General features: G+C 57.5%; 29 protein-coding genes. 26 read left to right on the plus strand and 3 right to left on the minus strand.

Annotated elements, in window-relative coordinates; translation table 11 throughout:
* Positions 1–9 precede the first annotated feature (9 nt).
* From ABUK73_RS22010 to ABUK73_RS22025, 4 genes are all read left to right on the plus strand, one after another.
* A complete protein-coding gene (locus ABUK73_RS22010) occupies positions 10–1,272 on the plus strand; it encodes a hemolysin family protein (protein ID WP_162727928.1) in 1,263 nt (420 codons plus the stop codon).
* Positions 1,272–1,877 carry a 5-formyltetrahydrofolate cyclo-ligase gene (locus tag ABUK73_RS22015; RefSeq protein ID WP_353579128.1) on the plus strand — a complete coding sequence of 202 codons (606 nt, stop codon included), beginning with the start codon at positions 1,272–1,274 and terminating at the stop codon, positions 1,875–1,877. Before ABUK73_RS22010 ends, ABUK73_RS22015 begins: the two co-directional genes overlap by 1 nt.
* On the plus strand, positions 1,874–2,698 hold the full coding sequence (locus ABUK73_RS22020; protein WP_113090064.1) for a TIGR00282 family metallophosphoesterase: 825 nt from the start codon (positions 1,874–1,876) through the stop codon (positions 2,696–2,698). Before ABUK73_RS22015 ends, ABUK73_RS22020 begins: the two co-directional genes overlap by 4 nt.
* Positions 2,699–3,024: 326 nt before the next feature.
* Entirely contained in the window at positions 3,025–3,879 is an 855-nt protein-coding gene (locus tag ABUK73_RS22025) for an MBL fold metallo-hydrolase (protein WP_353579129.1), read from the plus strand.
* 27 nt (positions 3,880–3,906) lie between these two features.
* On the opposite strand, the gene ABUK73_RS22030 is transcribed toward ABUK73_RS22025, so the two are convergent.
* A complete protein-coding gene (locus ABUK73_RS22030; protein ID WP_113088934.1) occupies positions 3,907–4,410 on the minus strand; it encodes a pyridoxamine 5'-phosphate oxidase family protein in 504 nt (167 codons plus the stop codon).
* 306 nt (positions 4,411–4,716) lie between these two features.
* Between ABUK73_RS22030 and ABUK73_RS22035 the strand changes: the two genes are divergently transcribed.
* Positions 4,717–5,463 (plus strand): YebC/PmpR family DNA-binding transcriptional regulator, encoded by a 747-nt coding sequence (locus ABUK73_RS22035; protein WP_353579130.1) that lies wholly within the window; start codon positions 4,717–4,719, stop codon positions 5,461–5,463.
* A 160-nt stretch (positions 5,464–5,623) separates the two neighbouring features.
* Positions 5,624–6,319 carry a DUF3592 domain-containing protein gene (locus ABUK73_RS22040; RefSeq protein ID WP_353579142.1) on the plus strand — a complete coding sequence of 232 codons (696 nt, stop codon included), beginning with the start codon at positions 5,624–5,626 and terminating at the stop codon, positions 6,317–6,319.
* A gap of 28 nt (positions 6,320–6,347) precedes the next feature.
* Here ABUK73_RS22040 and ABUK73_RS22045 read toward each other — a convergent pair whose 3' ends face one another.
* On the minus strand, positions 6,348–7,349 hold the full coding sequence (locus ABUK73_RS22045) for an LLM class flavin-dependent oxidoreductase (RefSeq protein ID WP_353579131.1): 1,002 nt from the start codon (positions 7,347–7,349) through the stop codon (positions 6,348–6,350).
* A gap of 229 nt (positions 7,350–7,578) precedes the next feature.
* On the opposite strand from ABUK73_RS22045, the gene ruvC reads away from it, so the two are divergent.
* The 8 genes from ruvC to ABUK73_RS22085 all read left to right on the plus strand — a co-directional run bounded on the left by ruvC (position 7,579) and on the right by ABUK73_RS22085 (position 12,203).
* Complete coding sequence (gene ruvC, locus ABUK73_RS22050) at positions 7,579–8,091, plus strand: crossover junction endodeoxyribonuclease RuvC (RefSeq protein ID WP_113088932.1); 513 nt, start codon at positions 7,579–7,581, stop codon at positions 8,089–8,091.
* Between the two features lie 24 nt (positions 8,092–8,115).
* Positions 8,116–8,733, plus strand: coding sequence for a Holliday junction branch migration protein RuvA (gene ruvA / locus ABUK73_RS22055; protein WP_353579132.1), 618 nt, complete (start codon positions 8,116–8,118; stop codon positions 8,731–8,733).
* 84 nt (positions 8,734–8,817) lie between these two features.
* Positions 8,818–9,087, plus strand: a complete 270-nt coding sequence (locus ABUK73_RS22060) for an AbrB/MazE/SpoVT family DNA-binding domain-containing protein (protein ID WP_353579133.1) — start codon at positions 8,818–8,820, stop codon at positions 9,085–9,087.
* Entirely contained in the window at positions 9,084–9,488 is a 405-nt protein-coding gene (locus ABUK73_RS22065; protein WP_353579134.1) for a PIN domain-containing protein, read from the plus strand. Before ABUK73_RS22060 ends, ABUK73_RS22065 begins: the two co-directional genes overlap by 4 nt.
* Positions 9,485–10,525, plus strand: a complete 1,041-nt coding sequence (ruvB, locus tag ABUK73_RS22070) for a Holliday junction branch migration DNA helicase RuvB (protein ID WP_113088928.1) — start codon at positions 9,485–9,487, stop codon at positions 10,523–10,525. Before ABUK73_RS22065 ends, ruvB begins: the two co-directional genes overlap by 4 nt.
* Before the next feature lie 2 nt (positions 10,526–10,527).
* On the plus strand, positions 10,528–11,421 hold the full coding sequence (locus ABUK73_RS22075; RefSeq protein ID WP_454892407.1) for a metallophosphoesterase: 894 nt from the start codon (positions 10,528–10,530) through the stop codon (positions 11,419–11,421).
* A gap of 49 nt (positions 11,422–11,470) precedes the next feature.
* Positions 11,471–11,689, plus strand: coding sequence for a hypervirulence associated TUDOR domain-containing protein (locus tag ABUK73_RS22080; RefSeq protein ID WP_353579135.1), 219 nt, complete (start codon positions 11,471–11,473; stop codon positions 11,687–11,689).
* Positions 11,690–11,891: 202 nt separating this feature from the next.
* Positions 11,892–12,203 carry a hypothetical protein gene (locus ABUK73_RS22085; protein WP_156462727.1) on the plus strand — a complete coding sequence of 104 codons (312 nt, stop codon included), beginning with the start codon at positions 11,892–11,894 and terminating at the stop codon, positions 12,201–12,203.
* On the opposite strand, the gene ABUK73_RS22090 is transcribed toward ABUK73_RS22085, so the two are convergent.
* Positions 12,196–12,789: a hypothetical protein gene (locus ABUK73_RS22090; RefSeq protein ID WP_113088947.1), complete on the minus strand. Its 594-nt coding sequence runs from the start codon at positions 12,787–12,789 to the stop codon at positions 12,196–12,198. The genes ABUK73_RS22085 and ABUK73_RS22090 overlap by 8 nt on opposite strands.
* 110 nt (positions 12,790–12,899) lie before the next feature.
* Between ABUK73_RS22090 and ABUK73_RS22095 the strand changes: the two genes are divergently transcribed.
* The 12 genes from ABUK73_RS22095 to glmM all read left to right on the plus strand — a co-directional run bounded on the left by ABUK73_RS22095 (position 12,900) and on the right by glmM (position 25,551).
* Positions 12,900–13,388, plus strand: coding sequence for an NUDIX hydrolase (locus ABUK73_RS22095; RefSeq protein ID WP_353579144.1), 489 nt, complete (start codon positions 12,900–12,902; stop codon positions 13,386–13,388).
* Entirely contained in the window at positions 13,385–13,903 is a 519-nt protein-coding gene (locus tag ABUK73_RS22100) for an NUDIX hydrolase (protein WP_353579136.1), read from the plus strand. Before ABUK73_RS22095 ends, ABUK73_RS22100 begins: the two co-directional genes overlap by 4 nt.
* Positions 13,896–14,336, plus strand: a complete 441-nt coding sequence (gene ybgC, locus ABUK73_RS22105) for a tol-pal system-associated acyl-CoA thioesterase (protein WP_353579137.1) — start codon at positions 13,896–13,898, stop codon at positions 14,334–14,336. Before ABUK73_RS22100 ends, ybgC begins: the two co-directional genes overlap by 8 nt.
* Before the next feature lie 260 nt (positions 14,337–14,596).
* Positions 14,597–15,316, plus strand: a complete 720-nt coding sequence (tolQ, locus tag ABUK73_RS22110; RefSeq protein WP_113088925.1) for a protein TolQ — start codon at positions 14,597–14,599, stop codon at positions 15,314–15,316.
* A gap of 30 nt (positions 15,317–15,346) precedes the next feature.
* Positions 15,347–15,802, plus strand: a complete 456-nt coding sequence (tolR, locus tag ABUK73_RS22115) for a protein TolR (protein WP_113088924.1) — start codon at positions 15,347–15,349, stop codon at positions 15,800–15,802.
* 7 nt (positions 15,803–15,809) lie between these two features.
* Positions 15,810–16,994, plus strand: a complete 1,185-nt coding sequence (locus ABUK73_RS22120; protein ID WP_353579138.1) for a hypothetical protein — start codon at positions 15,810–15,812, stop codon at positions 16,992–16,994.
* 81 nt (positions 16,995–17,075) lie between these two features.
* On the plus strand, positions 17,076–18,389 hold the full coding sequence (gene tolB / locus ABUK73_RS22125) for a Tol-Pal system beta propeller repeat protein TolB (protein WP_113088922.1): 1,314 nt from the start codon (positions 17,076–17,078) through the stop codon (positions 18,387–18,389).
* 203 nt (positions 18,390–18,592) lie between these two features.
* Positions 18,593–19,129: a peptidoglycan-associated lipoprotein Pal gene (gene pal / locus ABUK73_RS22130; RefSeq protein WP_113088921.1), complete on the plus strand. Its 537-nt coding sequence runs from the start codon at positions 18,593–18,595 to the stop codon at positions 19,127–19,129.
* A gap of 156 nt (positions 19,130–19,285) precedes the next feature.
* The gene (gene ybgF, locus ABUK73_RS22135) at positions 19,286–20,302 is read left to right on the plus strand and encodes a tol-pal system protein YbgF (RefSeq protein WP_353579139.1); all 1,017 of its coding nucleotides are present in this window, start codon (positions 19,286–19,288) and stop codon (positions 20,300–20,302) included.
* Between the two features lie 9 nt (positions 20,303–20,311).
* On the plus strand, positions 20,312–21,664 hold the full coding sequence (gene tilS, locus ABUK73_RS22140) for a tRNA lysidine(34) synthetase TilS (protein WP_353579140.1): 1,353 nt from the start codon (positions 20,312–20,314) through the stop codon (positions 21,662–21,664).
* A 154-nt stretch (positions 21,665–21,818) separates the two neighbouring features.
* Entirely contained in the window at positions 21,819–23,765 is a 1,947-nt protein-coding gene (ftsH, locus tag ABUK73_RS22145) for an ATP-dependent zinc metalloprotease FtsH (RefSeq protein ID WP_113088920.1), read from the plus strand.
* Positions 23,766–24,198: 433 nt separating this feature from the next.
* A complete protein-coding gene (gene glmM, locus ABUK73_RS22150) occupies positions 24,199–25,551 on the plus strand; it encodes a phosphoglucosamine mutase (RefSeq protein ID WP_113088943.1) in 1,353 nt (450 codons plus the stop codon).
* Positions 25,552–25,685 lie beyond the last annotated feature (134 nt).

The raw sequence follows: 25,685 nt of genomic DNA on the forward strand, positions 1-25,685 counted from the left end.
ACTGAAATTATGATCGTGGTTCTGCTCACCGTACTCAACGGTGTGCTTGCCATGTCCGAACTTGCCGTTGTCTCCTCCAGACCGGCGAGGCTTAAAGTGCTTGCCGCTCAAGGCAGCAGAGGCGCCACCATGGCGCTCACTCTTTCCGAAAACCCCGGACGCTTTCTCTCCACCGTGCAGATCGGTATTACGCTGGTCGGCGTTCTCTCCGGTGCGTTTTCCGGTGCCACGCTGGGTGCCCGTTTCACCGCCTGGCTTCTGGAGCAGGGTGTGCCGGACCGTGCTGCCGATGCCATCGGCGTCGGCGTCGTGGTTGTCGCCATTACCTACCTATCGCTGATCGTCGGTGAGCTTGTGCCGAAGCAGATCGCATTGCGTGACCCTGAAAAGGTTGCCGTGCGGGTATCCCCCGCCATGGTGATGCTGTCGAAGATCGGTGCGCCCATCGTCTGGCTGCTGGATCGTTCGGGTAAGCTCGTTCTGGCCATTCTCGGCCACAGCGGTGAGTCCAACGCGTCCGTGACGGATGATGAAATTCGCACGGTTCTGGCCGAAGCGCACAGTGCAGGCGTGATCGAGACGGAAGAATCCGCCATGATCACCAGCGTCATGCGCCTTGCAGACCGCAATGCCCGTGGCCTGATGACACCGCGTCGTGACGTGGAAGTGGTGGATATAGAAGATACGGCGGAAGAAATCCGTGAGCAGCTTCGCGGCACGCAGCGTTCGCGCCTGCCGGTGCGCAATGGTGCTTCCGATGAAATTCTCGGCGTGCTTTTCGCCAAGGATGCCTTCGATGCGCTGGCCTCCGGCAAGGAGTTGAATGTCCGTGAACTTCTGCGCGAAGTACCGGTTGTTTCCGACCTGACAAGCGCCGTTGATGTCATCCAGTCGCTGCGCCGTTCCACGGTGCACATGGTTCTGGTTTATGACGAGTACGGCCACTTCGAAGGCATCATCAGTTCCGGCGACGTTCTGGAAGCCATTACCGGCGCGTTTCAGGAAGATGATGGCGAAGAGCCAGCGATGGTGGAGCGTGAGGATGGCAGCTTCCTCGTGGCCGGGTGGATGCCCGCCGACGAATTTGCCGACCGCATGGGCTTCCAGATTTCCGACGATGCCGAATTCGAAACCGTGGCCGGTTTGGTGCTGGACGAATTCCGTCGTTTGCCGGAGCTTGGCGAACACGTCACCCGCAATGGCTGGCGCTTCGAAGTCATTGATCTTGACGGGCACCGGATCGACAAGGTGCTGGTCAGCCGGGCGGCTTGATGACGTCGGGCGACCTCAGCAAAGCCCAACTTCGTATCGAGCGTCTCGCCCTGCGGGACGCTCTTTCCGTTGAAGAGCGCGGTGAGAAAAGTCTCAGTATCGCTGCCAAGGGTGCAGATGCGCTGACGTCTTCTGCTGGACAGATCGTCTCCGGCTTCATGCCGATCCGCTCGGAGGCCGATCTGCGGCCCTTGATGGAGGCCCTGCGCAGGATTGGTATGCGCCTGTGCCTGCCGGTCATTCTGGACCGCGAGACCATTGTGTTTCGCGAATTTGCCAAGGACGTGCCGCTCGTCAAAACCGGCTTCGGCACCACGGGGCCGGATGACAGCGCCGCGGTGCTGGACCCTGATATTCTGCTGGTGCCGCTCTCTGCATTCGATGCCAAAGGCCACCGGATTGGCTATGGAGCGGGTCATTATGACCGCGCAATCGCCAAACTCCGCGCAAAAGGTCTTGATACAACCCTCATCGGCATTGCATTCGACTGCCAGGAAGTGCCATCAGTGCCCGCGGAGCCGCACGATGTGGCGCTGGATGCCATTCTGACCGAGAGCGGCATGCGGTATTTCAATGACAAGATGGCGGGCAGGACGGCGGAATGAGATTATTGTTTCTCGGGGATATGGTTGGCAAGACGGGCCGCACGGCGGTGTGGGAGCGTCTTCCGGGGCTGATCTCCGATCTCAAGCTGGACTTCGTCATCGTCAATGGCGAGAATGCCGCTGGCGGCTTCGGCATCACCGAAGAGATCTATCTCGAGACGATCAATGCCGGAGCCGATGTGGTGACCACCGGCAACCACGTCTGGGACCAGAAAGAGGCCGTTTCCTTCTGCGAACGGCACGACCAGTTTCTGCGGCCAGCCAATTACCCCAAGGGCACGCCCGGCAAGGGCTCCGGCCTGTTTTATGGCCGCAACGGCGCCCGCATTCTCGTTGCCAACATCATGGGCCGCGTTTTCATGCACCCGGAACTGGACGATCCCTTCAGCTCGGCGGAAAGCATTCTGGGTGCCTGCCCACTGGGTGAACAGGCCGATGCCATCGTGTTCGATTTTCACGCCGAAGCGACCAGCGAGAAACAGTGCTTCGGCCATTTCGTCGATGGCCGCGCCAGCTTCGTCGTGGGAACACATACGCATGTTCCCACTGCCGATGCGCAAATCCTGAATGGCGGCACCGCCTATATGTCGGATGCCGGCATGTGCGGCGATTACGATTCTTCGCTCGGCATGGAAAAGGAAGAACCGATCAACCGCTTCATTTCGAAAATGCCGAAGGGCCGTTTTGAGGCGGCGAGCGGTCCGGCGACGATTTGCGGCGTTGGTGTGGAGATATCGGATCGCACCGGGTTGGCGGAGAAGATCGCGCCGTTGCGGATTGGGCCGAGGTTGGCGGAGACGGTTCCGGCGTTTTGGGTTTGATCGTTTGACATTAAATGGCGGCGGGTGGGGTTTACCCCCCTCTGTCCTGCCGGACATCTCCCCCTCAAGGGGGGAGATCGACTCGTGGTTAGCTGTCGGCCATCTTGAACGTTGCAGATTGAGCGGGGACTGTGCGCCCAGCCGATCTCCCCACCTGAGGGGGAGATGCCCAGCAGGGCAGAGGGGGGTGAGCCACACCCAAAAACCTTAATAGGGATGCACCCCCCCCAATGACGACATTGTGAGCGCCATCCACCTCTTGCGTCTGGACGATCCACCACCCTTGCCGCATCCTGCCCGCACTCATCTCGTTTCTGGGAGTGGTGTTGATGCTTCGCATGCTCATGCTCGCATTGTCAGGGCTTTTGGTGGCCGCTGCCGCATCGGCCCAGCAACAGCCTAGCCGTCCTTCCGCCAACCGCCCTCCGATCAGCCAGTGCCAGGCCATTGCCCAGACCATGCCTGGCGCGACCTTTGCCAGCTTTCAGCCTTCCGATGTTCAACTGGCGCAGGCGAGTGCGAAGGAAGAGGTGCAGATCCAGTATATCGGCCATTCGACCTTTCTGATCACCTCGCCTGAAGGCGTCACCATCGCTACCGATTATAACGGTATTTACCGCCCGCCCGTTACGCCCACCGTGGTGACCATGAACAATGCGCATTCCACGCATTATACGCTGCATCCGGACCCGGCGATCAAATATGTGCTGCACGGCTGGAGCGATGTGCCGGGCGAAAAGGCCGTGCATAAATTGCAGGTGGGTGATGTCTATATCCGCAACGTCACCTCGGACATCCGCAACCGCTGGGGCGGCGGCGGGTTGTTGCAGAAGGATGGCAATTCGATCTTCATTTTCGAAGTCGCGGGCCTGTGCATCGGGCATCTGGGTCATCTGCATTATGAGTTGACGGAAACGCAATATGCCGAAATCGGGCGTCTGGATATTTTGATGGTGCCGGTCGATGGTGGCTTGACGATGGGGGCTGACAGTATGAGCCGCATCGTGAAGCGACTGCGGTCGGCTCTGATCCTGCCGATGCACCAGCCAAGTGCTCTGGAGCAGTTTCTGGTCACGTTCGGCCCGCAATTCAAAATCGCTTATGCCAATGACCCGGTTATCAGGGTGTCTATGAGAAACCTTCCCCGCCAGCCGCAAATTCTGGTGCCGCAAGGCATGTGAACGGGCAACGGGCGGGAAAGGGAAGTTTTAGGCGAAAGCCAGATGTTGTCTGACGCCGACATCCGGCACCTTATGATCAGACATGTTTGCCTTGGCGATTTCCCAACCAAATTTCAGGGTGCTGTCCGTCGATGCCCAGATATCGGCATCGTCCACATGGAGGGCGAGCATCGTCAGATCAGGGTCGCTCTTGCCGTGTTCATACCAGGCGGCGGTGACGGAATTCCAGTATTCGTCCAGCTTTGCCTTGTCTTCGCGAACTTCCAGCTTGCCGGAGAGGCAAGCATGATAGTCGTGATCCTTGCCGATGACACAGAAGTGGGCGCGGGAGCCGGACTTTAAAGTCTGAACAAGATCAGCGCTCTTTTTGGTGAAAAACCAGATCGTGTTGGTCTTCGGGTCGGCGTGGGGTGCCATGGGCTGCATATGGCTGTGAAGGCCTTCAAGGCCCAGCATGCCCGCATGGACGGAATTGATTTCGTCCCAAAGCTGACGGGCGGGGGCATCGCGTGCTTCACTCAAGCTGACCATTTAGGGGTCTCCTTCACGTTTCTCGTTATCCTCACGATCAACGGACAAAGCTGCCCGCTTTCGCACTGGTAACCAAACGAAGAGAGTAGATTTCAGTTCCCTAAAGCGTTTCCTTGTTCACTGGAACGGGTTTGCCGGGCATTTCTCCGCAAGGATCAAGGACGAAAACCTGCGCCGGCAGACCTGCTCCAGTGAGTAAGGAAACGCTTTGATGTGTGCGAGAAGAGTGGGCATGTGGGCTTGAACAGCCGGGCCATCGCACTTATAAGCACCGCAATCCAAACAAACGATCCGATCAGGGGTGCCATGGCTGGCCATTCACAGTTCAAGAACATCATGCATCGCAAGGGAAAACAGGATTCGATCCGTTCGAAGATGTTCTCCAAACTCGCGCGTGAAATCACCGTTGCTGCCAAGTCCGGTCTGCCGGATGTGAGCATGAACGCGGCGTTGCGTCTGGCAGTGCAGAACGCCAAGGCACAGTCGATGCCAAAGGACAACATCGACCGCGCCATCAAGAAGGCGTCCGGTGCAGATGCTGAAAACTACGATTACGTGCGTTACGAAGGCTACGGTCCGGGCGGTACGGCGGTTATCGTCGAAGCGCTGACAGACAACCGCAACCGCACGGCCTCCAACGTTCGCTCCATCTTCACCAAGGCTGGCGGCGCGCTGGGCGAAACCGGCTCTGTTTCGTTCTCCTTCGACCGCGTCGGTGAAATCACCTACAAGGCCTCTGTTGGTGACGCCGACAAGGTCATGGAAGCTGCTATCGAGGCGGGTGCCGACGATGTGGAAAGCAATGAAGACGGCCACACCATCATCTGCGGTTTCGAAGCCATGAACGAAGTGTCCAAGGCACTGGAAGCTGTTCTCGGTGAAGCCGAAAGCGTCAAATCCATCTGGAAGCCGCAGAACACGGTTCCAGTCGATGAAGAAAAGGCACAGTCGCTGATGAAGCTCATCGGCAACCTTGAAGACGATGACGATGTGCAGAGCGTCTATTCGAACTTCGAAGTGTCCGAAGAAATCATGGCCAAGCTTTCGGCCTGATTTTTCTGCCGATTATGATTTAATAGGCCCCTGCGCAGCCATGCGCGGGGGCTTTTGTTTGAGCGCATAATGGCTGATCACGTAAAAAATTGAATTTCGACCCTTGGTTTAATTTTTAGTCGCACTATCTCGATCTCATCAACCGGAGAGGGTTTTGCGTATGAAGGCAACTGTTAAACTTATTGCTTGGGCGTTTGTCGTGTTCGGCCTTGCATTTGCTGGGTTGGGCGCGTTCTTTTTTTATCAGGATAGCCAGTTCGCCCAACGCGCGCTGACGGCGCAGGGCGTCGTCTCGGAGGTCGTTCGCAGGACACAGGAAAGCAGCTATACGGCCATTGTCCGTTTTACCGATGCTCAAGGACAACAGCAGGAAATGGCGGACAGGATCAACTCATCCCCGCCGCGTTTTTCACAGGGTGATGTGGTGGAGGTTCTCTACGATCCGCAATCGCCATCGAATGCCTTGGTCAACGACCTCATGGGACGGTATTTTCTTATCGGCATATTCACGATCCTGGGTGTCCTGCTAACCCTTGTGGGTACCGGCATCTTTCTTTTCCTGGTTTTGAAGAAGCGGCGCGAGACATGGCTGTTGCGCTTTGGTCGACCTGTCGAAGCGGAGTTTCTGCACGTTTTTCAAGATGAGAAGGTCTCGGTCAACGGAGCAAATCCATTCCGGGTGGTGGCGCAGGGGACCGACCCTCAAACCGGGCGTATACGACGCTATGAGAGCGGCGCGATATGGGTTGATCCCACCGCACAGTTGGAGGGGCGAAAATTGCGGGTCCTGATCGACCCGAAAAAGCCAGACCGCCACATGATCGATCTCACTGACGTCGTCGGCGATCCCGCTTGAGCGCGGGGTCGCTCTCGGTCAGGCTCGATCAGGCGGCTAGTTTCAGGCCGCTTCTGACTTCGGCGAAAACCTCGACGGAACGAAGTCGTTTCTGAATGTCGTGAACGGGCATGGAGACGATCAGCTCATCCGCGCCGGTTTCCGACAGGAACTCGCCCAGTTTATGTTCGACTGTGGCATGCGAGCCGACCACCGCATATCTGAGCGTGTGTTCGACCGTGATGCGTTCCATGTCGCTCCAGTAATCGTCCATGGTTTCGACGGGACGTGGGAACTGGGTGCGGACGTTCTTTCGCAGATTGACGAATTGCTGCTGGGCGGAGGTGAAGAGGTGTTGTGCTTCTTCATCCGTATCTGCACCTACACCCATAACGCCAACCATGACATAGGGCTTTTGCAATGTAGCCGATGGCTGGAAGCGTTCGCGGTAGATAGCGATGGCGTCCATCAGCATATCTGGCGCGAAATGCGAGGCGAAGGAGTAGGGCAGGCCAAGTGCTGCGGCCAGATGGGCGCTGTAGATGCTGGAGCCCAGAAGCCAGATCGGCACATTGGAGTGCATGCCGGGCACTGACAGAATAGCTTGATCCGGTTCCGGCGCGCCGAGATAGCGCTGCAATTCGACAATATCATGCGGGAAGTTTTCAGCGCCCGCATCCAGATTGCGGCGCAGAGCGCGGGCGGTGCGCATATCCGTTCCCGGCGCGCGGCCAAGACCGAGATCGACGCGACCTGGCAGGAGTGCTGCCAGCGTGCCGAACTGTTCGGCAATCACGAGAGGCGAGTGGTTTGGCAGCATGATGCCGCCGGAACCGACGCGGATGCGTGTGGTTGCCGCGCCGACATGGGCGATGACGAGTGAGGTTGCGGCGCTGGCAATGCCCGGCATGCCGTGATGTTCGGCAAGCCAAATGCGTTCATAGCCCTGCTCTTCAGCCTTGATGGCCATGCGGCGCGAATTCTCCAGCGCCTTGCTCACGTTCTCGCCTTCACCAATGGGCGACAGATCGAGAATGGAAAAAGGGATCATCGGACGCTCCTGTTGGGATTTTTCAGATTTTACCCGATGTAAGTTGCAGTGCGGAATTTGCCAGAGCAGTCGCGCCGAATTGATCGATGCATCAAAAAAACTGGTCCAACTTTGCGACGTTTGGGAGTGAGAGCCGCGTTCAGGCGTAGAAGCTGTGCGCAAATGACGGATGTTGTCGTTTTGTTCACTTATCGCTGGCAGGTTTTGCCACTGAACGGTAGGGTGACATATGCAAAATGCGATTCGAATTATCGGGATTGATCCCGGGCTACGGCGAATGGGCTGGGGTATCATCGAAACCCTCGGCAACAGCCTGCGTTTCGTGGCCTCCGGCACGGTGACGTCGGACGGCGATATGGATCTGGCCTCGCGCCTTTGCCAGTTGCATGATGGCCTGTCGGATATCGTACATTCCCATCAACCGCATGAGGCGGCGGTAGAGCAGACCTTTGTCAATAAGGATGCGGTGGCCACGCTGAAGCTGGGTCAGGCGCGCGGCATTGCCATGCTGGTTCCGGCCCGTGCTGGCCTGCCCGTGGCGGAATATGCGCCCAATGCCGTCAAGAAAGCGGTGATCGGCGTGGGCCACGGTGAAAAGCAGCAAATTCACATGATGCTCAAAATTCTGATGCCCAAGGCCGAGTTCAAGGGCAATGACGCTGCCGATGCGCTTGCCATCGCCATTTGCCACGCGCACAACCGGGCAGGCGAGCGCATGCGCCGCGTGCTGGCGGCAAGCTGATTTCCTCATTTCACAGGCGTTACCATGATCGGAAAACTCAAAGGCACCATCGATGAAATTGGCGACGACTATGTTCTCGTCGATGTGCATGGCGTCTGTTACGTGGCCCATTGCTCGGCCCGCACGCTTTCGCGGCTTGGCTCGCCGGGCGAAGCCATCGTCCTTTTCATCGAGACCTATGTGCGCGAAGACCAGCTGAAACTCTTCGGCTTCATGAGCGCGCTGGAGCGCGAATGGTTCAACCTGCTGCAGAGCGTGCAGGGCGTGGGTTCCAAGGTTGCGCTGGCGGTGCTTTCAACGCTGACGCCATCTGAACTCGCCAATGCCATCGCGCTTCAGGACAAGGTGGTCGTTTCGCGTGCGCCGGGCGTGGGTCCGAAGGTCGCGGTGCGTATCGTCACCGAGTTGCGCAACAAGGCCCCGGCCTTTGCGGGCGAGGCCTCTGCCTCGATCGGTCTCAAGCAGGAACTGGGTGAAGGGGTGGCCTCTGCGCCCGTTGCCGATGCCGTCTCGGCTCTCACCAATCTCGGCTATTCCCGCGACCAGGCCGCCAATGCGGTTGCTGCGGCGCTGAAGAATGGCGGCGAGGGTGGAGATAGCGCCAAGCTGATCCGGCTGGGGTTGAAGGAGCTTTCGCGGTGATGCCAGATTGATATTCCGTTGGAGAAATGATAAATTTTCCTACGATTATGATTTTCTCGGAGGGCTTTCGATTTGGGATGGGAATTGACACTTTCGTCTAAAGGGCAGGTGACTCTTCCGAAAGAGATGCGTGAGGCTTTGAATCTTCGCCCCGGGGACCAGATTGTCTACTCGATCATTGACGGCGAAGTGGTGTTGACACCCAAAAATGTCGATTTCAACGATCTGGCAGGTCTGCTGGGTAAGCCGCCAAGAGGACGCGCGACATTGGAAGAGATCGATGAGTCTGTCCTGAAAGCTGCCGGCGGCAATGTTATCGACACCGACGAAGAGAGCTCGGAAGCTGCCGCATGAATATGTTTGGTCTTGATACGAATGTGGTACTGAGACTTTTCGTAGGGGATGACCCGAAGCAGCATCAGGCAGCATTGCGTTTTGGTGCCGAAATAGGGAAAAGCCACACTGTCTTTGTCACCCTCATGACGCTTATAGAGCTCGATTGGGCGCTGCGATCCCAATATGGATACGATCGAAAGCAGGTTATGATCGCCGTACAAAAGCTGTTGCACACCCGGGGGCTTTTTGTCGAAGGTCACGACCTTGTGGTCAAGGCATTGCGCTTGGTCGAGAAGAACAACGCGGACTTTACCGATGCGTTGATCGCGTGTCGGTCCGCGAGCGAAGGCTGCACAGTGACCTACACATTCGACCAGAAAGCGGCGCGTAAAATACCCGGAATGGAACTTCTGACATGAGCGAGGCGGCACGGCTGATTTCTTCGGAAAAGCGCGGCGAGGATATCGATACCACGCTGCGTCCGCAGACGCTGGATGATTTTACCGGTCAGGCGGAAGCGCGGGCCAATCTCAAGATTTTTATCGAGGCGGCGAAGAACCGGGGTGAGGCGCTGGACCATGTGCTGTTCGTTGGCCCTCCGGGTCTCGGCAAGACGACGCTGGCGCAGATCATGGCCAAGGAGTTGGGCGTCAACTTCAAGTCCACATCAGGGCCCGTCATTGCCAAGGCAGGCGATCTGGCGGCGCTTTTGACCAATCTAGAAGAACGCGACGTTCTGTTCATCGATGAAATCCACCGTCTGAGCCCGGCTGTGGAAGAAATTCTCTATCCGGCGATGGAGGATTTTCAGCTGGATCTGATCATCGGTGAAGGGCCTGCGGCGCGGTCGGTGAAGATCGATCTGTCGAAATTCACGCTGGTTGCCGCCACCACGCGGCTTGGGCTTTTGACCAACCCGCTGCGGGATCGCTTTGGCATTCCTGTCCGCCTGTCTTTCTATACCGTCGAAGAGCTTGAACTGATCGTGCGGCGTGGCGCACGCATCATGGGCTTGCCGATGACGGACGAGGGCGCGCGCGAAATCGCTCGCCGTTCGCGTGGAACGCCGCGCATCGCCGGGCGGCTGTTGCGCCGCGTGCGCGATTTTGCCGAGGTGGCGCGGGCGGAATCGGTGACGCGTCAGATTGCCGATGAGGCGCTGACGCGGCTGCTGGTGGACAATATGGGCCTCGACCAGCTGGACATGCGCTATCTGACGATGATTGCCGTCAATTTCAGTGGTGGGCCGGTGGGGATCGAAACCATTGCGGCTGGATTGTCCGAACCACGCGATGCCATCGAGGATATTATCGAGCCCTATATGATCCAGCAGGGCTTTATCCAGCGCACGCCGCGCGGACGTATTTTGACCGCAACGGCGTGGAAACATCTGGGCATGCAGCCGCCTAAAGACATCGAGGCGGCGCAGTTTCGCCTGACACTCGAGGACGATTGATCGTGATTACCCGTCGCGCTTTGCTCAAGACCGCTGCCACAATGGCGGCGGGGTTGGTCTCGTTGGGTGCCTATGCCGGCGGCATCGAGCCTCTGGCCCGGCTTTCCACCACACGCTACCGTATCAATCCGCCCGGCTGGCCGAAGGGGCAAACGTTGCGCATCGTGGCGCTTGCGGATTTCCACGCCTGCGAGCCATGGATGCCTGCAGAGCGGATCGCCAAAGTCTGCGACTACGCCAATACGCTGGGCGGCGATATCATGCTGCTCCTGGGCGACTACATGTCCGGCATGAAGCTGGTCACCGGCGTTGTGCCGCCGGAAGACTGGGCAAAGGCACTCTCCGGCCTGAAAGCACCCTATGGGGTGCACGCCATTTGCGGCAATCACGACTGGTGGCAGGACCCGGAGGCGCAGCGTTTGCGGCTGAAGGAAACGGTGGCGCACCGGGCCTTGCGCGCTGTTGGCATTAATGTGCATTCCAACGATGCGGTGCGAAGCGGATCGCCTGAGCAGCCGTTCTGGATTGCCGGTCTGGAAGACCAATGGGCCTATCTTCAGGGGCGCCGAAGGAGTGGGCTGGATGATTTGCCGGGAACGCTGGCGCAGGTGACGGACGACGCGCCGGTTATTCTGCTGGCGCATGAGCCGGATATCTTTGTCTCCGTTCCCGACCGTGTGTCCTTGACGCTTTCGGGCCACACACATGGCGGGCAGGTCAATCTGTTCGGCTGGCGACCTGCGGTGCCTTCGCGGTTTGGGGAGCGCTTCGCTTACGGCCATGTGGTCGAGGATAACCGGCATCTGGTGGTGTCCGGCGGGCTTGGCTGTTCCATCGCCCCCGTCCGCTTCATGTCGCCGCCGGAGGTGGTGGTAATCGAACTGGGAGAGGCTTGAGGAACCATTGGTGGCGCGAGGTCATTTGCCGTTTTTTAAGGAGCGTCACATGACCAAATTCCGCAAGGGTGCCAAGGTTCAGTGGAAATGGGGAACGGGCAAAGGCGAGGGCAAGATCGCCGAGACCTTCACCGAGGATGTCGAGCGAAAGATCGAAGGCTCCGTCATCAAACGCAAGGCGAGCGCAGAAGAACCGGCCTATCTGATCGAGCAGGAAGATGGCGGGCGTGTTCTGAAAAGCCATTCAGAACTGGAAAAGGTGGATTGATTTTGAATTTCTTCTAAAATGAGCCAATGAGTTTATAGCTTGGCAGGGTATTCCGAATAACGATCCTAAAATTGGCGTAGGTTATTCGGATAGTGAACTAGTGCTACCTTAATATGCAGTATTTTGAGAATGCACTTGAAATCTTTAGTTGCGTGACTAAACATAAAAGCTGTTAGATTCGGCTAGATGTGAAGGTTATGCTATGCCCAAGTTGAGAGAACCAGAAGCTCGTCTTGTCGCCCTTAGAATTGCGGCGTTATCTCCAAACGGAGAAGTCAGTACCGCAGAAATCAAAGAAAAATTTCCAAAATATCGACCGATGTCTCCTGAGGATTTAATTCCGTCAACTACCCGTTCCAACGAGCATAAATGGGAACAGATAGTGGGAAATGTAATATCCCACAAGAATAGCTCTACCAGTATATTTAAAAAAGGGCTTGCTGAGCGAACTCTTGATGGTATTAAAATTACAAACTTAGGCTTGTCTGTTTTGAAAGCAAAAAAACTTATTTAAATTTTTTTTTGTATCCAAGGGGTAACCATTTTAATTCAGGCGCGGTCGTTTGGGCTTTATCCCAAATGAACCATGCATATGCTGTCGTGCCAGATCCTCTTATTTCCGCGTCTAAAGGGTAAAATGTGATACGTTCACTGAACACCCATACTCTTGAGGGAGGCGTTTTACTAAATATAGAGGTGTTGCGGCCCGCGCCTTCTAAAAAAGCAAGGCGCAATAGCAGGGCCACCTTTTCTCCAGCCTTTTCTAAGCCAGCCTTAACAAATCCTTCAGCACTGTTATACGGAGGGTTAGTGATGATGTTGTTCGACTGCCTCTTTGCTGTCAAAAAATCGATACCAGTGTCGCCGTATCCGCGATCGTATAAATCCGAACTGTAGACATCACATCCAGTTCTTCTTAAAACTTCCGACATCGCTCCGTTGCCACAAGCACATTCCCATATCTCTCCTTTGAACTCCTCTACATCGACCAGAGCTTGGGTTGCCCACGCAGGCGTCGGAAAGAAATCAGGCCCATCGATGTCCGCCGATCTTTTAGCTGTTGGTTTAAAACCGCCATTAAGATTATATGTAGCGTCCATCTCGTCCTCACTCTGTATTTTTATCATCGTACTAACATATTTGTATTTCCATCCCAACGCTGGGTGGAGTTAGAAGGATATATTTTTTGACTGAAGACACCCGCATCCGCATGAAATTCAAACCCAAGCGCATTTTCCAGATGCGCGTGGCAGGCATCGCCTTTCGCGATGGCCATGTGCTGGTGCACCGGGCAACGCATGAAAAGTTCTGGAGTTTTCCCGGCGGTCGTGCCGAAATGGGCGAGCAGTCGCAGGAGACGCTGGCGCGGGAAATGGTGGAAGAGCTAGGCGTCGAGGCCAAGGTCGGTCGGCTGCTGTGGGTGGTGGAGAACTTCTTTCACTATGAGGGCAAGGACTGGCACGAGCTTGGTTTTTATTACCTGATGGAATTGCCGGAGACGTTCCCCTTCCACGAAGAAGACATCGTTCACCGCATGCAGGACGGGAAACACCCGCTGGAGTTTCGCTGGGCCAAGGCAACAGCCGAATCCTTGACAGCGCTTGATATCCCGCCCTATTTCATCGCTGGTGACATCGAAAACCTTCCTGTTTCGACCCAGCATATCGTCTGGGATGATGGCAATCTGGACGACAAATGACCTCCGCAGCTTCTACACGCCACATGATCAGGCTTGATCACAAGCCGCAACTCTTCAGCTTTCGCGTTGCCGGTCTTGTGTTTCATGACGGTCATCTGTTGGTAAACCGGGGGACGACTGACCGCTATTGGGCGCTGCCCGGCGGTCGTGCCGAGATCGGGGAAAGCTCGGAAGAAACGCTTTTGCGAGAGATCGAGGAAGAACTGCATGTGAAGGCGCGTATTGAGCGTCTACTATGGTCAGCTGAGAACTTTTTCAGCTACGGCGATTACCAGGCGCATGAGCTGGCCTTCTATTACCTGATCCATCTCGAACAGGCTTTTCCCTTTCATGAAACCGAAATCGTCCATCGCATCGTGGATGGCGTTGATGTCGAATTCAGATGGCTGCCCGCAACCGTCTCTGCGTTAATGGAGCATGATTTGAGGCCTGCATTTATCGCCGAACGGATCAACGCGCTGCCGCAACGACACGAGCACTTGATCGTGCGCGAAGGGTCACCACGGAATGACTGACCTCACCGTATCGCTCTCCGGCGAACTCATCGAACACGGCCATCGCCTCACGCAGCGCGTCTATTACGAAGACACCGATTTTTCCGGCCTCGTGTATCATGCCCGCTATCTGCATTTCCTCGAGCGTGGTCGCACCGATTATCTGCGCTGCCTCGGCTGTGAGCAGAGTGCGTTGCTGACCGCCGATGAGGAAGGCCTGGTCTTCGTAGTTCATCGTATGGAGATAGATTTCAAGTCGCCGGCTCGCATGGACGATGTTTTGACCATTACCACGCTGACCGAAAAAGCGGGGGGCGCGAAGATGGTCCTCAATCAGGAAATCCGGCGGGGCGATACACTCCTGGTTGCCGCGAAAGTGATTATTGCCGTGATCAACGCCAAGGGAAGACCGCGCCGTTTGCCCGATACCATTGCCGAAAAATTTTTAAAGTAAGAAACGGGAAATCCGGGCTTCCTATTTAAAGTGTCCATTTCGTAACACTCCCTTAACCATAATGTAGTCTTACTTAACCATCCGGTATTTGTAAGCCGCACGCCTTCCTTTTACCAAATTTACCGGCAAGTAAGGCGTAATGGCAATATCGGGGCATGGCTCAAGGGGTTTTCGGCGGTTGTCGCAGGACTTCAAGCGTTGATGCGCGTTTAAATCGCCCGGTCATGCACCGGGCGTTTGGATTCGGGGATTGGATATTTATGGAACAGGCAGGTTTGGCAGCGGCAACGCACGACGTAAGTCTCTGGGCTCTGTTCATGCAGGCTGGCCTCATCGTCAAGCTGGTTATGATCGGTCTTATTGCCGCCTCGGTTTGGACGTGGGCCATCGTCATCGACAAATACGTCGCCTTCGGCAAGGCAAGACGCCAGTTCGACCAGTTCGAACAGGTGTTCTGGTCGGGTCAGTCGCTTGAAGAGCTGTACCGGACGCTGGCCGAGCGCCAGAATACCGGCCTTGCGGCGATTTTCGTGGCCGCCATGCGCGAGTGGAAGAAGTCCTTCGAGCGCGGTGCCCGTTCGCCCATCGGCCTTCAGATGCGTATCGACCGTGCAATGGACGTAACCATGGCGCGTGAGGGCGAAGGCTTCGAAGCACGTCTCGGTTCGCTGGCGACCATCGGTTCGGCTGGTCCGTTCATCGGCCTGTTCGGTACGGTTATCGGTATCATGACCTCGTTCCAGGCGATTGCCGGTTCCAAGTCCACCAACCTTGCGGTCGTGGCACCGGGTATCGCCGAAGCGCTTCTGGCGACAGCCATTGGTCTGGTCGCCGCTATCCCGGCGGTTATCGCCTACAACAAATTCACAGCCGATGCGGGCAAGCTCTCTTCGCGCATGGAAGGTTTTGCGGACGAATTCTCCGCCATCCTGTCGCGTCAGATCGATGAGAAGCTGCAGACACGTCAGGCCGCGCAGTAAGCGCGCACTGAAGCGAGTGGAGTAAAGACTATGGGAATGTCAGCAGGTGGCGGCGGCGGTGGTTCCGGTGGACGCCGGGGCCGGGGACGCCGCAGAGGTGGCGCGATCAGCGAAATCAACGTGACGCCACTCGTGGACGTCATGCTCGTGCTGCTCATCATCTTCATGGTGGCTGCACCGATGATGACGGTTGGCGTGCCGGTCGATCTGCCACAGACATCCGCCAATGCGCTGAATTCCGATACGCAGCCGATCACCATTTCGGTCAATGCGGATGGCGTGATCCATTTGCAGGAAACGCCGATCCAGGCCGCTGAAGTAGCCGACAAGCTGCAGGCGATTTCGAGCACCGGCTATAATGAGCGCATTTTCGTGCGCGCGGACTCGGTTGCCGCTTACGGCATCGTGGCCGATGTGATGGCGCGTATTCAGGCCGCGGGCTTCAAGAATATCGGCCTCGTAACACAACAGAAACAGGACAATTGATCTAAGCATGAAGGGCAGCGTCACCACATCTGCGATTGTGCACGCCTCGCTTCTGGCCTTTGCCCTTGTGTCTCTGGGCTCGCCAGCGCCGCTCGAGGTGTCTCAGGCCGAGTCGATGCCTGTTGATCTCGTATCCGTGGAAGAGATGACGCAGATCCAGCAGGGCGACAAGAACGCGCCCAAGGCTGAAAAGTCCGCGCCTGTGCCCACGACCCGTCCCGACATTGTCGCCAATGCCCAGAATACCGGCAACAACACGGCTGATCTGGAAGCGCCACCGACGCCGACCACCAAGCCGAACAACAATGAGAGCGCCGCTGCCCCGCCCAAGCAGGAAAAGCCGGCACCCGTTGTCGATACCAAGCCGAACGATGTGAAAGACATCGTCAAGGAAGAGACATCTGCGCCGAAGCCGATGGAAACGGCGTCGCTTCCTATTCCGAAGCCGGAAATAGCGACACCGCCAACGCCGACACAGCCGCCAGCGCAGCAACAGGCGCAGGAGCCGCCGCCTCAAAATCAGGAACCGGCAGAAATTCCCGTGCCGCCGAATGTGCCGCGCCCGAATTCGCGTCCGCAGCCGCCTGAGCCCAAGCCGGAGCCACCTAAGCCTGAGCCGCCCAAGCAGGCAGAACAGAAGCCTGCCGAAAAGCCCGCCGAGAAGAAGCCGGATCAGGCCAAGTCGACCGAGAAACCGTCCGACAAGAAGCCAGCGGACCGCAAGCAGGAAACGGCGAAATCCGCCGCATCCCAGGCCAGCGAATTCAATGCCGACGATATCTCGAAGCTCTTGAACAAGCAGGCTCCATCCGGTGGTGGCGCTAAGCGCTCTACCGAAACGGCATCGCTGGGCGGCAAGAAGACGATTGGTACGGGGCTGAGCGCCAGTGAAATCGACAATGTCAGAGGCCAGATCGAAGGCAACTGGGCCATGGCTTCCGGCTTGACTGGCGTTGCCGAGGTGCGTGTCGTCGTTCGCGTGTCGCTCGACCAGAACGGCAATATCGTCGGCCAGCCAGAGGTAACCGCGACAGGTGGTCCGGAAGGAACACGGCGTGCCGTTGAAGGCAGCGCGCGCCGCGCGATCTTCAGGTCTCAGCCGCTGAAAAACCTGCCGCCCGAAAAATACGAAGGCGAAAAGGGATGGAACACGATGGTCCTGAACTTCGACCCGTCCGAGTTTGCGATTTAAACCGACAGTTTTGGGACCGATGACAACACCCACACCCAAATCGATGTCCAATTTTTGTATGAAGCTGAAAGGCTTGTCTCAATGATCAAGTTCTCTCTCCTGCGCGCGATGGTGGTTGCCTCTGGCATGCTGTTCTCGTTTGTCGCGGTTACACCGGCCAATGCTGAAGTTCAGATCAACATCAACAGGGGTAACGTCCAGCCGCTGCCCATCGCCATCACCGACTTCATGTCGACTGACGGCATCGGTGCGCAGGTCTCGCAGGTTATCGCCGCCGATCTTCAGCGCTCCGGCCTGTTTGCGCCGATCAACAAGAACGCCTTCATCGAAAAGATCAGCAACCCGGATCAGCAGCCGCGTTTCGAAGACTGGAAGGTCATCAATGCGCAGGCACTGGTCACCGGTCGTGTGACGAAGGAAGCCGACGGTCGTCTGCGCGCGGAGTTCCGCCTTTGGGACACATTTGCCGGTCAGCAGATGAGCGGCCAGCAGTTCTTTACCCAGCCGGAAAACTGGCGTCGTGTGGCCCATATCATCGCCGACGCGATCTATGAACGCGTGACCGGTGAGAAGGGCTACTTCGATACCCGCGTCGTCTTCGTTTCCGAAAGCGGCCCAAAGACAGACCGCAAGCGCGCTTTGTCGATCATGGACCAGGACGGCTTCAACGTTCGCAACCTGACCAACACCAAGGATCTCGTTCTGACACCGCGCTTTTCGCCAAGCCGTCAGGAAGTGACCTACATGTCGTTCGAAGGTCAGCAGCCGCGCGTTTACCTGTTGCAGCTGGAAACCGGACAGCGTGAAGTGGTCGGCAACTTCCCCGGCATGACGTTCTCGCCGCGCTTCTCGCCCGATGGCCAGAAGGTCATCATGAGCCTTCAACAGGAAGGTAACGCGAATATCTACACGATGGACCTGCGTTCGCGCACCACGACGCGTCTGACGAATACCGGTGCCATCGATACCGCACCGTCCTATGCGCCGGATGGTCAGCGCATCGCTTTCGAAAGTGACCGTGGCGGTCGTCAGCAGATTTACGTGATGAATGCCGACGGCTCCGGCCAGACGCGTATTTCCTTCGGTGATGGTTCCTATTCTACGCCGGTCTGGTCTCCGCGTGGCGATCTGATTGCCTTCACCAAGCAGTCCGGCGGCAAGTTCTCCATCGGCGTGATGAAGCCGGATGGTTCGGGCGAGCGTATTCTGACCTCGGGCTTCCACAATGAAGGACCGACATGGGCGCCGAATGGCCGCGTGCTGATGTTCTTCCGTCAGGCAGCCGGTGCCGGTGGCCCGCAGCTCTATTCTATCGATCTGACCGGCTATAACGAACAGCTGATCAAGACACCGACATTCGCATCCGACCCGGCATGGTCGCCGCTTCTGGATTGATCAAACCATTATGGCGGTGCAGTTGCGCCGCCATATTTTCTACGCATGCCATCGGGAATTGCCCTGCTTTCTTGCTGCAAATGTTGTGAGGGAGCAAAAAAGGCGGGACATTTCCTTTCTGTTAACCATAATTGTTTGGGGGCAATTAACTGCAATCGGTTATTGTCTGGCAACGTTACTGAAATTCTAAGGAGAGACCGGCGATGAGCCGTACACACACCTCGGCACTCAGCCCAATGCAGAAAATCGCCCGTAACCCTGCTGTTCTGGCTCTGACGCTCGCGCTTGCGCTGGCTGGTTGCGCCAACAAGAAGAACATGCCGAACAGCGCTGGCGAACTCGGCCTTAACGGCGGTGCCGGTTCTGCGACACCGGGTTCTGCACAGGACTTCACTGTCAATGTCGGCGACCGTATCTTCTTCGATACCGATAGCACGTCCATCCGCGCAGACGCCCAGCAGACATTGCAGCGTCAGGCACAGTGGCTGGCCCGTTATCCAAACTACGCCATCACCGTTGAAGGTCATGCCGACGAACGCGGTACGCGCGAATACAACCTTGCGCTGGGTGCACGTCGTGCAGCCGCCACCAAGGAATTCCTCGCTTCGCAGGGTGTTCCTGCAAACCGCATGAAGACCATTTCCTACGGTAAGGAACGTCCGGTCGCCGTTTGCGACGACATTTCCTGCTGGTCGCAGAACCGTCGCGCCGTAACCGTTCTGGGTGGCGCAGGCATGTAATTGCCTCGCAACGACGTGATCAGAATTGTAAGGCGGTCCTCGGGCCGCCTTTCTTTTTTTCCATAGTTTGGCCGAAGTTAAGTTGCTTTTTCACGCCAGATGGAAAAAATCCGGTTTTGCGTCGTTGGGGCGCAAATCAACCAGACAGGACGCAACATGAAGAAACTTGTCGTGGCGGGGATGCTGGGGCTTGCAGCCTGCACCGGCTTGAGCGGCACCGCCGTTTCAGGACCGTTGTTCGGTTGGGGGGGCTCGAGCACAGGCAACGCACATCAGCCACCGGTGATCAACGTGCAGGCGAATGAAACCTATCGCGTGCAGCAACTCGAAGAGCAGATCCGTCAGCTCAATGGCCGCATCGAGGAAATGAGTTTCCAGCTGCTGCAAATGCAGGAAACCATCCGCAAGGCTCAGGAAGACAACGAATTCCGTTTCCAGGAGCTTGAAGGCGGAAAGGCTTCCGCACCAGCCGCACCGAAGAAGAAGGCCGAGGCCGACATTCCTTCGGCAACGGGTGGGCAGGATGACGTCGCAACCATCATTGAAACGCCGTCCCAGGGCGGCGCTTCAATGGGTGGTGCAGCACCGGGTGCTGGCCAGATGGCGACGGCACCGCGCAGCAATGCGGCACCGGGTGAATCCACGCTCGGCTCCATCGAACTCGATTCGCGTGGTCTGCCGGTGGGCGGTACGCTGAACCCCAACGTCAACAATTCCGCTGGCGCCTTGCCGGGCGTGCAAACGGGCCGCACATCGAGCCCAGATCCCGTCAATACGGCGGCCTTGACCAGCGAAAACGACATCTATCAGGCCGCCTACAGCCATGTTCTGTCTGGCGACTACAAGGCTGCGGAAAAAGGTTTCGAGCAGTATATTCTGGGCTACCCAAAGGGTGCGAAGGCAGCGGATGCGAATTTCTGGCTGGGCGAAGCGCAATATAGCCAGGGCAAGTTCACGGATGCGGCAAAGACCTTTCTGAACGCGCACCAGACCTATAGCAAGTCCCCCAAGGCACCGGAAATGCTGCTGAAGCTCGGCATGTCTCTGGCCGCCCTCGACAACAAGGAAACCGCCTGCGCGACCCTTCGCGAAGTGCCGAAGCGCTACCCAACCGCATCCAAGACCGTTCTGGGCAAAGTGACCAGCGAGCAGAAGCGTTTGAGCTGCCAGTAAGTGGCATTCGTGGCCGAGACCCTATCGTCTTCCGTGACGCCGGCCCCCATGAAGTCGCTTGCGCCCTTTGAGGCTGCGCGGCAGTTCATCGACAAAATTTCTAAGCCCGCCTGTATTCTCGTCGCCATTTCAGGCGGCAGCGATTCCACCGGATTGCTGTTTGCCCTTCGCACGGTTCTGCGCGATGCGGGCAGAGACGGCATCTCCCTTCAAGCCGTCACCATCGACCACGCGTTACGTCCGGAATCCGCAGAAGAGGCGCGCGGTGTCGCAGCCCTTTGCGCGAAACTCGACATTCCCCACCAGTGCCGCCGTTGGGATGCGGAAAAACCCCCGACCGGAATTTCGGCTGCGGCACGGCTTGCGCGCTACGCCCTGATCGGCGCAGTTGCGGAAGAGATCGGCGCGGACATGATCGTCGTCGGCCATACGCTTGGCGACCAGCAGGAAACCATCGCCATGCGCGGTGCCCGCAGCCAGCGGCCAGACAATCTCGGCCTTGCGGGCATGGCGGATGCAGTTCTCTACAATGGCCGCCACTGGATCATGCGACCGTTTCTGTATTCGACCCGGCAGGACATCCGCGATTTCCTCATCGGGGAGGGGGTGTCCTGGTACGATGATCCGAGTAATGACGATGCCAAATATGAGCGCGTGCGGACGCGCCAAGCTCTGCCCGAGGCGTCTGAGATTTTGAATGATCGTTCAATCAACCGTTTCGAGCTTTCGGCACGCGCTGCGCAATTCATTGAAAACCATGTCGAATCCTTTCTTGATTGTCTGATCAAGATCCGCGTTGAGGGTTTGTCCGAAGAGGCGATCGTTCTGCGCCACGCGCTTTCGGTGCTGGCCTCCGTCATCGGTGGACGGCGCTTTGCCATGGCGGCTGATAGCATGGACAAGGTCATGGCCTTCGTCGCGCAGGCTGAGCCGGGAAGGATAACGGCAGGCCGGGTGGTGTTCGACCGCCGCAAGGACGGCCTCTATCTCATGCGTGAGAACCGCAACATTGCTTCGGTGACGATACGGGCTGGCAAGACGGCGATCTGGGACGAGCGATTCGAGATCACCAATGCGTCCGATAACGATCTGCTCGTGCATGCCATGGGCTCTGAACTGCGGGCGGAAATGCTCGGCAGTTTCCCGGCCTCTGTTCCTCAAGGTGTTGTCAAGCGCGCGGTGCAGGCCATGCCCGGCACAAGCGGTGAGGGACGCACGCAAATGTTATCCACGCTGAAAAACGTCGAAATCCGGCCTTTGCTTGCCCCTTACGATCTCTTTCTTCCGCGTTTCGATCTTGCATTGGCCAACAGCATTGCGCGGCTTTTCGTTCGTCCTGCCTATACTCAGCCCATGGTTTAAGTGGATCGGCTTTTTCAAATCGATTTTTCTCAGAGTTTTTACCTCAAATCGCAACTGATCTTCCCGCCTGCCTTGGCAACGGCAACTGTCCTCCTTATGTTAGGGGCTACATAATGGCGGGCGCGCATTTGCCCGTTGGAGTTCGGGGAGTTCGATGAACCCAAATTTTAGAAATTTCGCCTTGTGGGCAGTGATCGCTCTGTTGCTGATCGCATTGTTCAGCATGTTCCAGACATCGCCGTCACAATCGGCTTCGCGTGAGATTCCCTATTCGCAGTTCATACGCGATGTCGATGCCGGGCGAGTGCGTGACGTAACCGTCACCGGCAACCGGGTTCTCGGCACCTATACGGAAAACAGCACCGCCTTCCAGACCTATTCGCCTGTGATTGACGATGCCCTGATGGAGCGCCTTCAGAGCAAGAATGTCAGCATCGTTGCGCGTCCGGAAAGCGATGGTTCCTCTGGCTTCCTCAGCTACCTCGGCACCTTGCTGCCCATGTTCCTCATACTCGGCGTCTGGCTGTTCTTCATGCGGCAGATGCAGGGCGGATCCCGTGGCGCGATGGGCTTTGGCAAGTCCAAGGCCAAGCTTCTGACCGAAGCGCATGGCCGCGTGACCTTTGACGATGTTGCCGGTGTCGATGAAGCCAAGCAGGACCTGGAAGAAATCGTGGAATTCCTGCGTGACCCGCAGAAGTTCCAGCGTCTGGGCGGTAAAATTCCGCGCGGCGTGCTGCTCGTCGGCCCTCCCGGTACGGGTAAGACGCTTCTGGCGCGTTCCGTTGCCGGTGAAGCAAACGTTCCGTTCTTCACCATTTCCGGTTCCGACTTCGTGGAAATGTTCGTCGGCGTTGGCGCAAGCCGCGTGCGTGACATGTTCGAACAGGCCAAGAAGAACGCACCCTGCATTATCTTCATCGACGAAATCGACGCCGTCGGCCGCCATCGTGGCGCCGGTCTTGGCGGCGGTAACGATGAGCGCGAGCAGACGCTGAACCAGTTGCTGGTCGAGATGGACGGCTTCGAAGCCAATGAGGGCATTATCCTTATTGCGGCGACTAACCGTCCTGACGTTCTTGACCCCGCACTGCTGCGTCCAGGCCGTTTCGACCGTCAGGTCGTGGTTCCGAACCCGGATATCGTCGGTCGTGAGCGCATTCTGAAGGTTCATGCTCGCAACGTGCCTCTGGCACCGAATGTCGATCTCAAGGTTCTGGCCCGCGGCACACCCGGTTTTTCCGGCGCCGACCTGATGAACCTTGTCAACGAAGCAGCCCTCATGGCCGCGCGCCGTAACAAGCGTGTCGTCACCATGGCGGAATTCGAAGACGCCAAGGACAAGATCATGATGGGTGCGGAGCGCCGCTCCTCTGCCATGACCGAAGCCGAAAAGAAGCTGACGGCTTACCACGAAGCCGGTCACGCCATTACGGCACTGAAGGTTGCCGTGGCTGACCCGTTGCACAAGGCCACTATCATTCCGCGTGGCCGCGCACTTGGCATGGTCATGCAGTTGCCGGAAGGCGACCGCTATTCCATGAGCTACAAGTGGATGGTTTCGCGCCTCATCATCATGATGGGTGGCCGTGTTGCGGAAGAACTGACCTTCGGCAAGGAAAACATTACCTCCGGTGCGTCATCCGATATCGAGCAGGCCACCAAGCTTGCCCGTGCCATGGTGACACAGTGGGGCTTCTCCGATGCGCTCGGTCAGGTTTCCTATGGTGAAAACCAGCAGGAAGTCTTCCTCGGTCACTCGGTTTCCCAGTCCAAGAACGTTTCGGAAGCAACCGCGCAGACCATCGACACGGAAGTTCGCCGTTTGATCGATGAGGCCTATACGGAAGCACGCCGTATTCTGACCGAAAACCACGATGGCTTCGTTGCCATTGCGGAAGGTCTTCTGGAATACGAAACGCTGACCGGCGAAGAGATCAAGGCGCTGATCCGCGGCGAAAAGCCTGCCCGTGATCTGGGCGACGACTCGCCGAACAGCCGTGGTTCTGCAGTGCCGAAGGCTGGCACGAAGAAAGACGGCCCGAACGAAGCCAAGGGCGACGGTGAAGCCGAAGGTGGCATGGAGCCGCAGCCGCACTAAGCTTTTGTGGAAGACGATGAGATAGGGCCGTTCCGAGAGGAGCGGCCTTTTTGTTTTGGTGAGGTGTGTTTGGGTGTTGGTGGGTGTGGCTTACCCCCCTCTGCCCTGCCGGGCATCTCCCCCTCAAGGAGGGAGATCGGCCAGACGCGCCGACGTCGTTTCAATCTCAACGACATAGTTTGCTGATAGCTCTCCGCGAGTCGATCTCCCCACCTGAGGGGGAGATGCCCGGCAGGGCAGAGGGGGGTAAGCCACAAACGCCGACGCTCATGACGTCTTAGTTTCCTGTTGAGAACCTTTGCCTGGTAACGACATATATTGGGTTTTTGCGGTAATTTACGTGCTGTATGCTGGCTTTTATGGCATCTAGCCTGAAAGGGCTGTGGCGCATCCTGTTGGTGCAGGCTACGCACGGGACAAATCTGGAGTTCACATGACACGTCGCTATTTCGGAACCGATGGTATTCGCGGGCAATCCAACGTCTTCCCGATGACGCCGGACCTTGCGATGCGTGTGGGCATTGCGGTTGGTACGATCTTCCGGCGTGGCCATCACCGTCACCGTGTCGTCATCGGCAAGGACACGCGTCTTTCCGGCTATATGCTGGAAAATGCGCTGGTGGCCGGCTTTACCGCCGCTGGGCTGGATGTGTTTCTGCTGGGGCCGATCCCCACACCAGCTGTTGCCATGCTGACACGCTCGCTGCGCGCCGATATCGGTGTGATGATCTCCGCTTCGCACAACCCCTTTGCCGATAATGGCATCAAGCTTTTTGGTCCGGATGGTTACAAGCTCTCCGACGAGCTGGAGCTTGAGATCGAAGATCTGCTCGACAAGGACATCTATGCGCAGCTGGCCAAGCCGCATGAGATCGGTCGCGCCAAGCGCGTGGATGGCGATATCTATCGCTACATCGAATTCGTGAAGCGCACTTTGCCGCGCGATGTGACGCTGAGCGGTTTGAGGATCGCCATCGATTGCGCCAATGGCGCGGCTTACAAGGTTGCTCCGGCAGCACTGTGGGAACTGGGCGCAGAGGTCGTGACCATCGGCAACGAGCCGAACGGCACCAACATCAACTTCGAATGCGGTTCCACCCATCCCGAAGCCCTTCAGAAGAAGGTGCATGAAGTGCGCGCCGATATCGGCATCGCGCTGGATGGCGATGCGGATCGTGTGATCATCGTGGATGAGCGCGGCCAGATCGTCGATGGCGATCAGCTGATGGCAACCATTGCCGCCAGCTGGGCTGACGACAAGATTCTGCGGGGCGGCGGCATCGTCGCGACTGTGATGTCCAATCTCGGGCTTGAGCGCTTCCTTGATGACAAGGGCCTGACGCTGGCCCGCACCAAGGTTGGTGACCGTTACGTTGTCGAACACATGCGCAACCATGATTTCAACGTCGGTGGTGAGCAGTCCGGTCACATCGTTCTGTCCGATTACGGCACCACGGGCGATGGTCTGGTGGCAGCGCTTCAGGTGCTGGCCCGCGTCAAGCGTTCCGGCCGCACGGTGAGCGAAGTCTGCCGCAAATTCGAGCCAGTGCCGCAGCTGTTGAAGAATGTCCGCATATCCGGCGGCAAGCCGTTGGAAAATCCAGTGGTGCAGCAGGCCATTGCCGATGCGGAAAGCGCTCTGGCCAATAATGGCCGCCTCGTCATCCGCCCCTCCGGCACGGAACCGCTCATTCGCGTCATGGCGGAAGGCGATGACAGCGCGCAGGTGGAGCGGATCGTCAACGATCTCGTGGGCGTGATTTCCAGTGCGCGGACTGCGGCATAGGGCATCTCTGGCCACTATGCTGAGTTCATAACGGTTTAGCGTCATCCTCGGCCTTGTGCCACTGCTGTCCGGTTTAATCTCACACCCATTGCATTACCATCTGGTCTTTGTGTCGGTTGGTGCTGGGTGGTGGT

It is taken from the genome of Agrobacterium vacciniicorymbosi (genome assembly GCF_040427045.1).
Taxonomy (GTDB): domain Bacteria; phylum Pseudomonadota; class Alphaproteobacteria; order Rhizobiales; family Rhizobiaceae; genus Agrobacterium.

Excerpts from the sequence above, each read along its gene's own strand:
- ruvC (WP_113088932.1), top strand. The coding sequence starts at position 7,579 with ATGCAAAATGCGATTCGAATTATCGGGATTGATCCCGGGCTACGGCGA.
- ABUK73_RS22020 (WP_113090064.1), top strand. The coding sequence starts at position 1,874 with ATGAGATTATTGTTTCTCGGGGATATGGTTGGCAAGACGGGCCGCACG.
- ABUK73_RS22090 (WP_113088947.1), bottom strand. The coding sequence starts at position 12,789 with ATGGACGCTACATATAATCTTAATGGCGGTTTTAAACCAACAGCTAAA.
- ABUK73_RS22030 (WP_113088934.1), bottom strand. The coding sequence starts at position 4,410 with ATGGTCAGCTTGAGTGAAGCACGCGATGCCCCCGCCCGTCAGCTTTGG.
- ybgC (WP_353579137.1), top strand. The coding sequence starts at position 13,896 with ATGACTGACCTCACCGTATCGCTCTCCGGCGAACTCATCGAACACGGC.
- ABUK73_RS22100 (WP_353579136.1), top strand. The coding sequence starts at position 13,385 with ATGACCTCCGCAGCTTCTACACGCCACATGATCAGGCTTGATCACAAG.
- glmM (WP_113088943.1), top strand. The coding sequence starts at position 24,199 with ATGACACGTCGCTATTTCGGAACCGATGGTATTCGCGGGCAATCCAAC.
- ABUK73_RS22045 (WP_353579131.1), bottom strand. The coding sequence starts at position 7,349 with ATGATCCCTTTTTCCATTCTCGATCTGTCGCCCATTGGTGAAGGCGAG.
- ruvA (WP_353579132.1), top strand. The coding sequence starts at position 8,116 with ATGATCGGAAAACTCAAAGGCACCATCGATGAAATTGGCGACGACTAT.
- ybgF (WP_353579139.1), top strand. The coding sequence starts at position 19,286 with ATGAAGAAACTTGTCGTGGCGGGGATGCTGGGGCTTGCAGCCTGCACC.
- ABUK73_RS22035 (WP_353579130.1), top strand. The coding sequence starts at position 4,717 with ATGGCTGGCCATTCACAGTTCAAGAACATCATGCATCGCAAGGGAAAA.
- tolB (WP_113088922.1), top strand. The coding sequence starts at position 17,076 with ATGATCAAGTTCTCTCTCCTGCGCGCGATGGTGGTTGCCTCTGGCATG.
- pal (WP_113088921.1), top strand. The coding sequence starts at position 18,593 with ATGAGCCGTACACACACCTCGGCACTCAGCCCAATGCAGAAAATCGCC.
- ABUK73_RS22040 (WP_353579142.1), top strand. The coding sequence starts at position 5,624 with ATGAAGGCAACTGTTAAACTTATTGCTTGGGCGTTTGTCGTGTTCGGC.
- tolQ (WP_113088925.1), top strand. The coding sequence starts at position 14,597 with ATGGAACAGGCAGGTTTGGCAGCGGCAACGCACGACGTAAGTCTCTGG.
- ABUK73_RS22085 (WP_156462727.1), top strand. The coding sequence starts at position 11,892 with ATGCCCAAGTTGAGAGAACCAGAAGCTCGTCTTGTCGCCCTTAGAATT.
- ABUK73_RS22015 (WP_353579128.1), top strand. The coding sequence starts at position 1,272 with ATGACGTCGGGCGACCTCAGCAAAGCCCAACTTCGTATCGAGCGTCTC.
- ABUK73_RS22095 (WP_353579144.1), top strand. The coding sequence starts at position 12,900 with ATGAAATTCAAACCCAAGCGCATTTTCCAGATGCGCGTGGCAGGCATC.
- ABUK73_RS22065 (WP_353579134.1), top strand. The coding sequence starts at position 9,084 with ATGAATATGTTTGGTCTTGATACGAATGTGGTACTGAGACTTTTCGTA.
- tolR (WP_113088924.1), top strand. The coding sequence starts at position 15,347 with ATGGGAATGTCAGCAGGTGGCGGCGGCGGTGGTTCCGGTGGACGCCGG.
- ruvB (WP_113088928.1), top strand. The coding sequence starts at position 9,485 with ATGAGCGAGGCGGCACGGCTGATTTCTTCGGAAAAGCGCGGCGAGGAT.
- ftsH (WP_113088920.1), top strand. The coding sequence starts at position 21,819 with ATGAACCCAAATTTTAGAAATTTCGCCTTGTGGGCAGTGATCGCTCTG.
- ABUK73_RS22010 (WP_162727928.1), top strand. The coding sequence starts at position 10 with ATGATCGTGGTTCTGCTCACCGTACTCAACGGTGTGCTTGCCATGTCC.
- ABUK73_RS22120 (WP_353579138.1), top strand. The coding sequence starts at position 15,810 with ATGAAGGGCAGCGTCACCACATCTGCGATTGTGCACGCCTCGCTTCTG.
- ABUK73_RS22080 (WP_353579135.1), top strand. The coding sequence starts at position 11,471 with ATGACCAAATTCCGCAAGGGTGCCAAGGTTCAGTGGAAATGGGGAACG.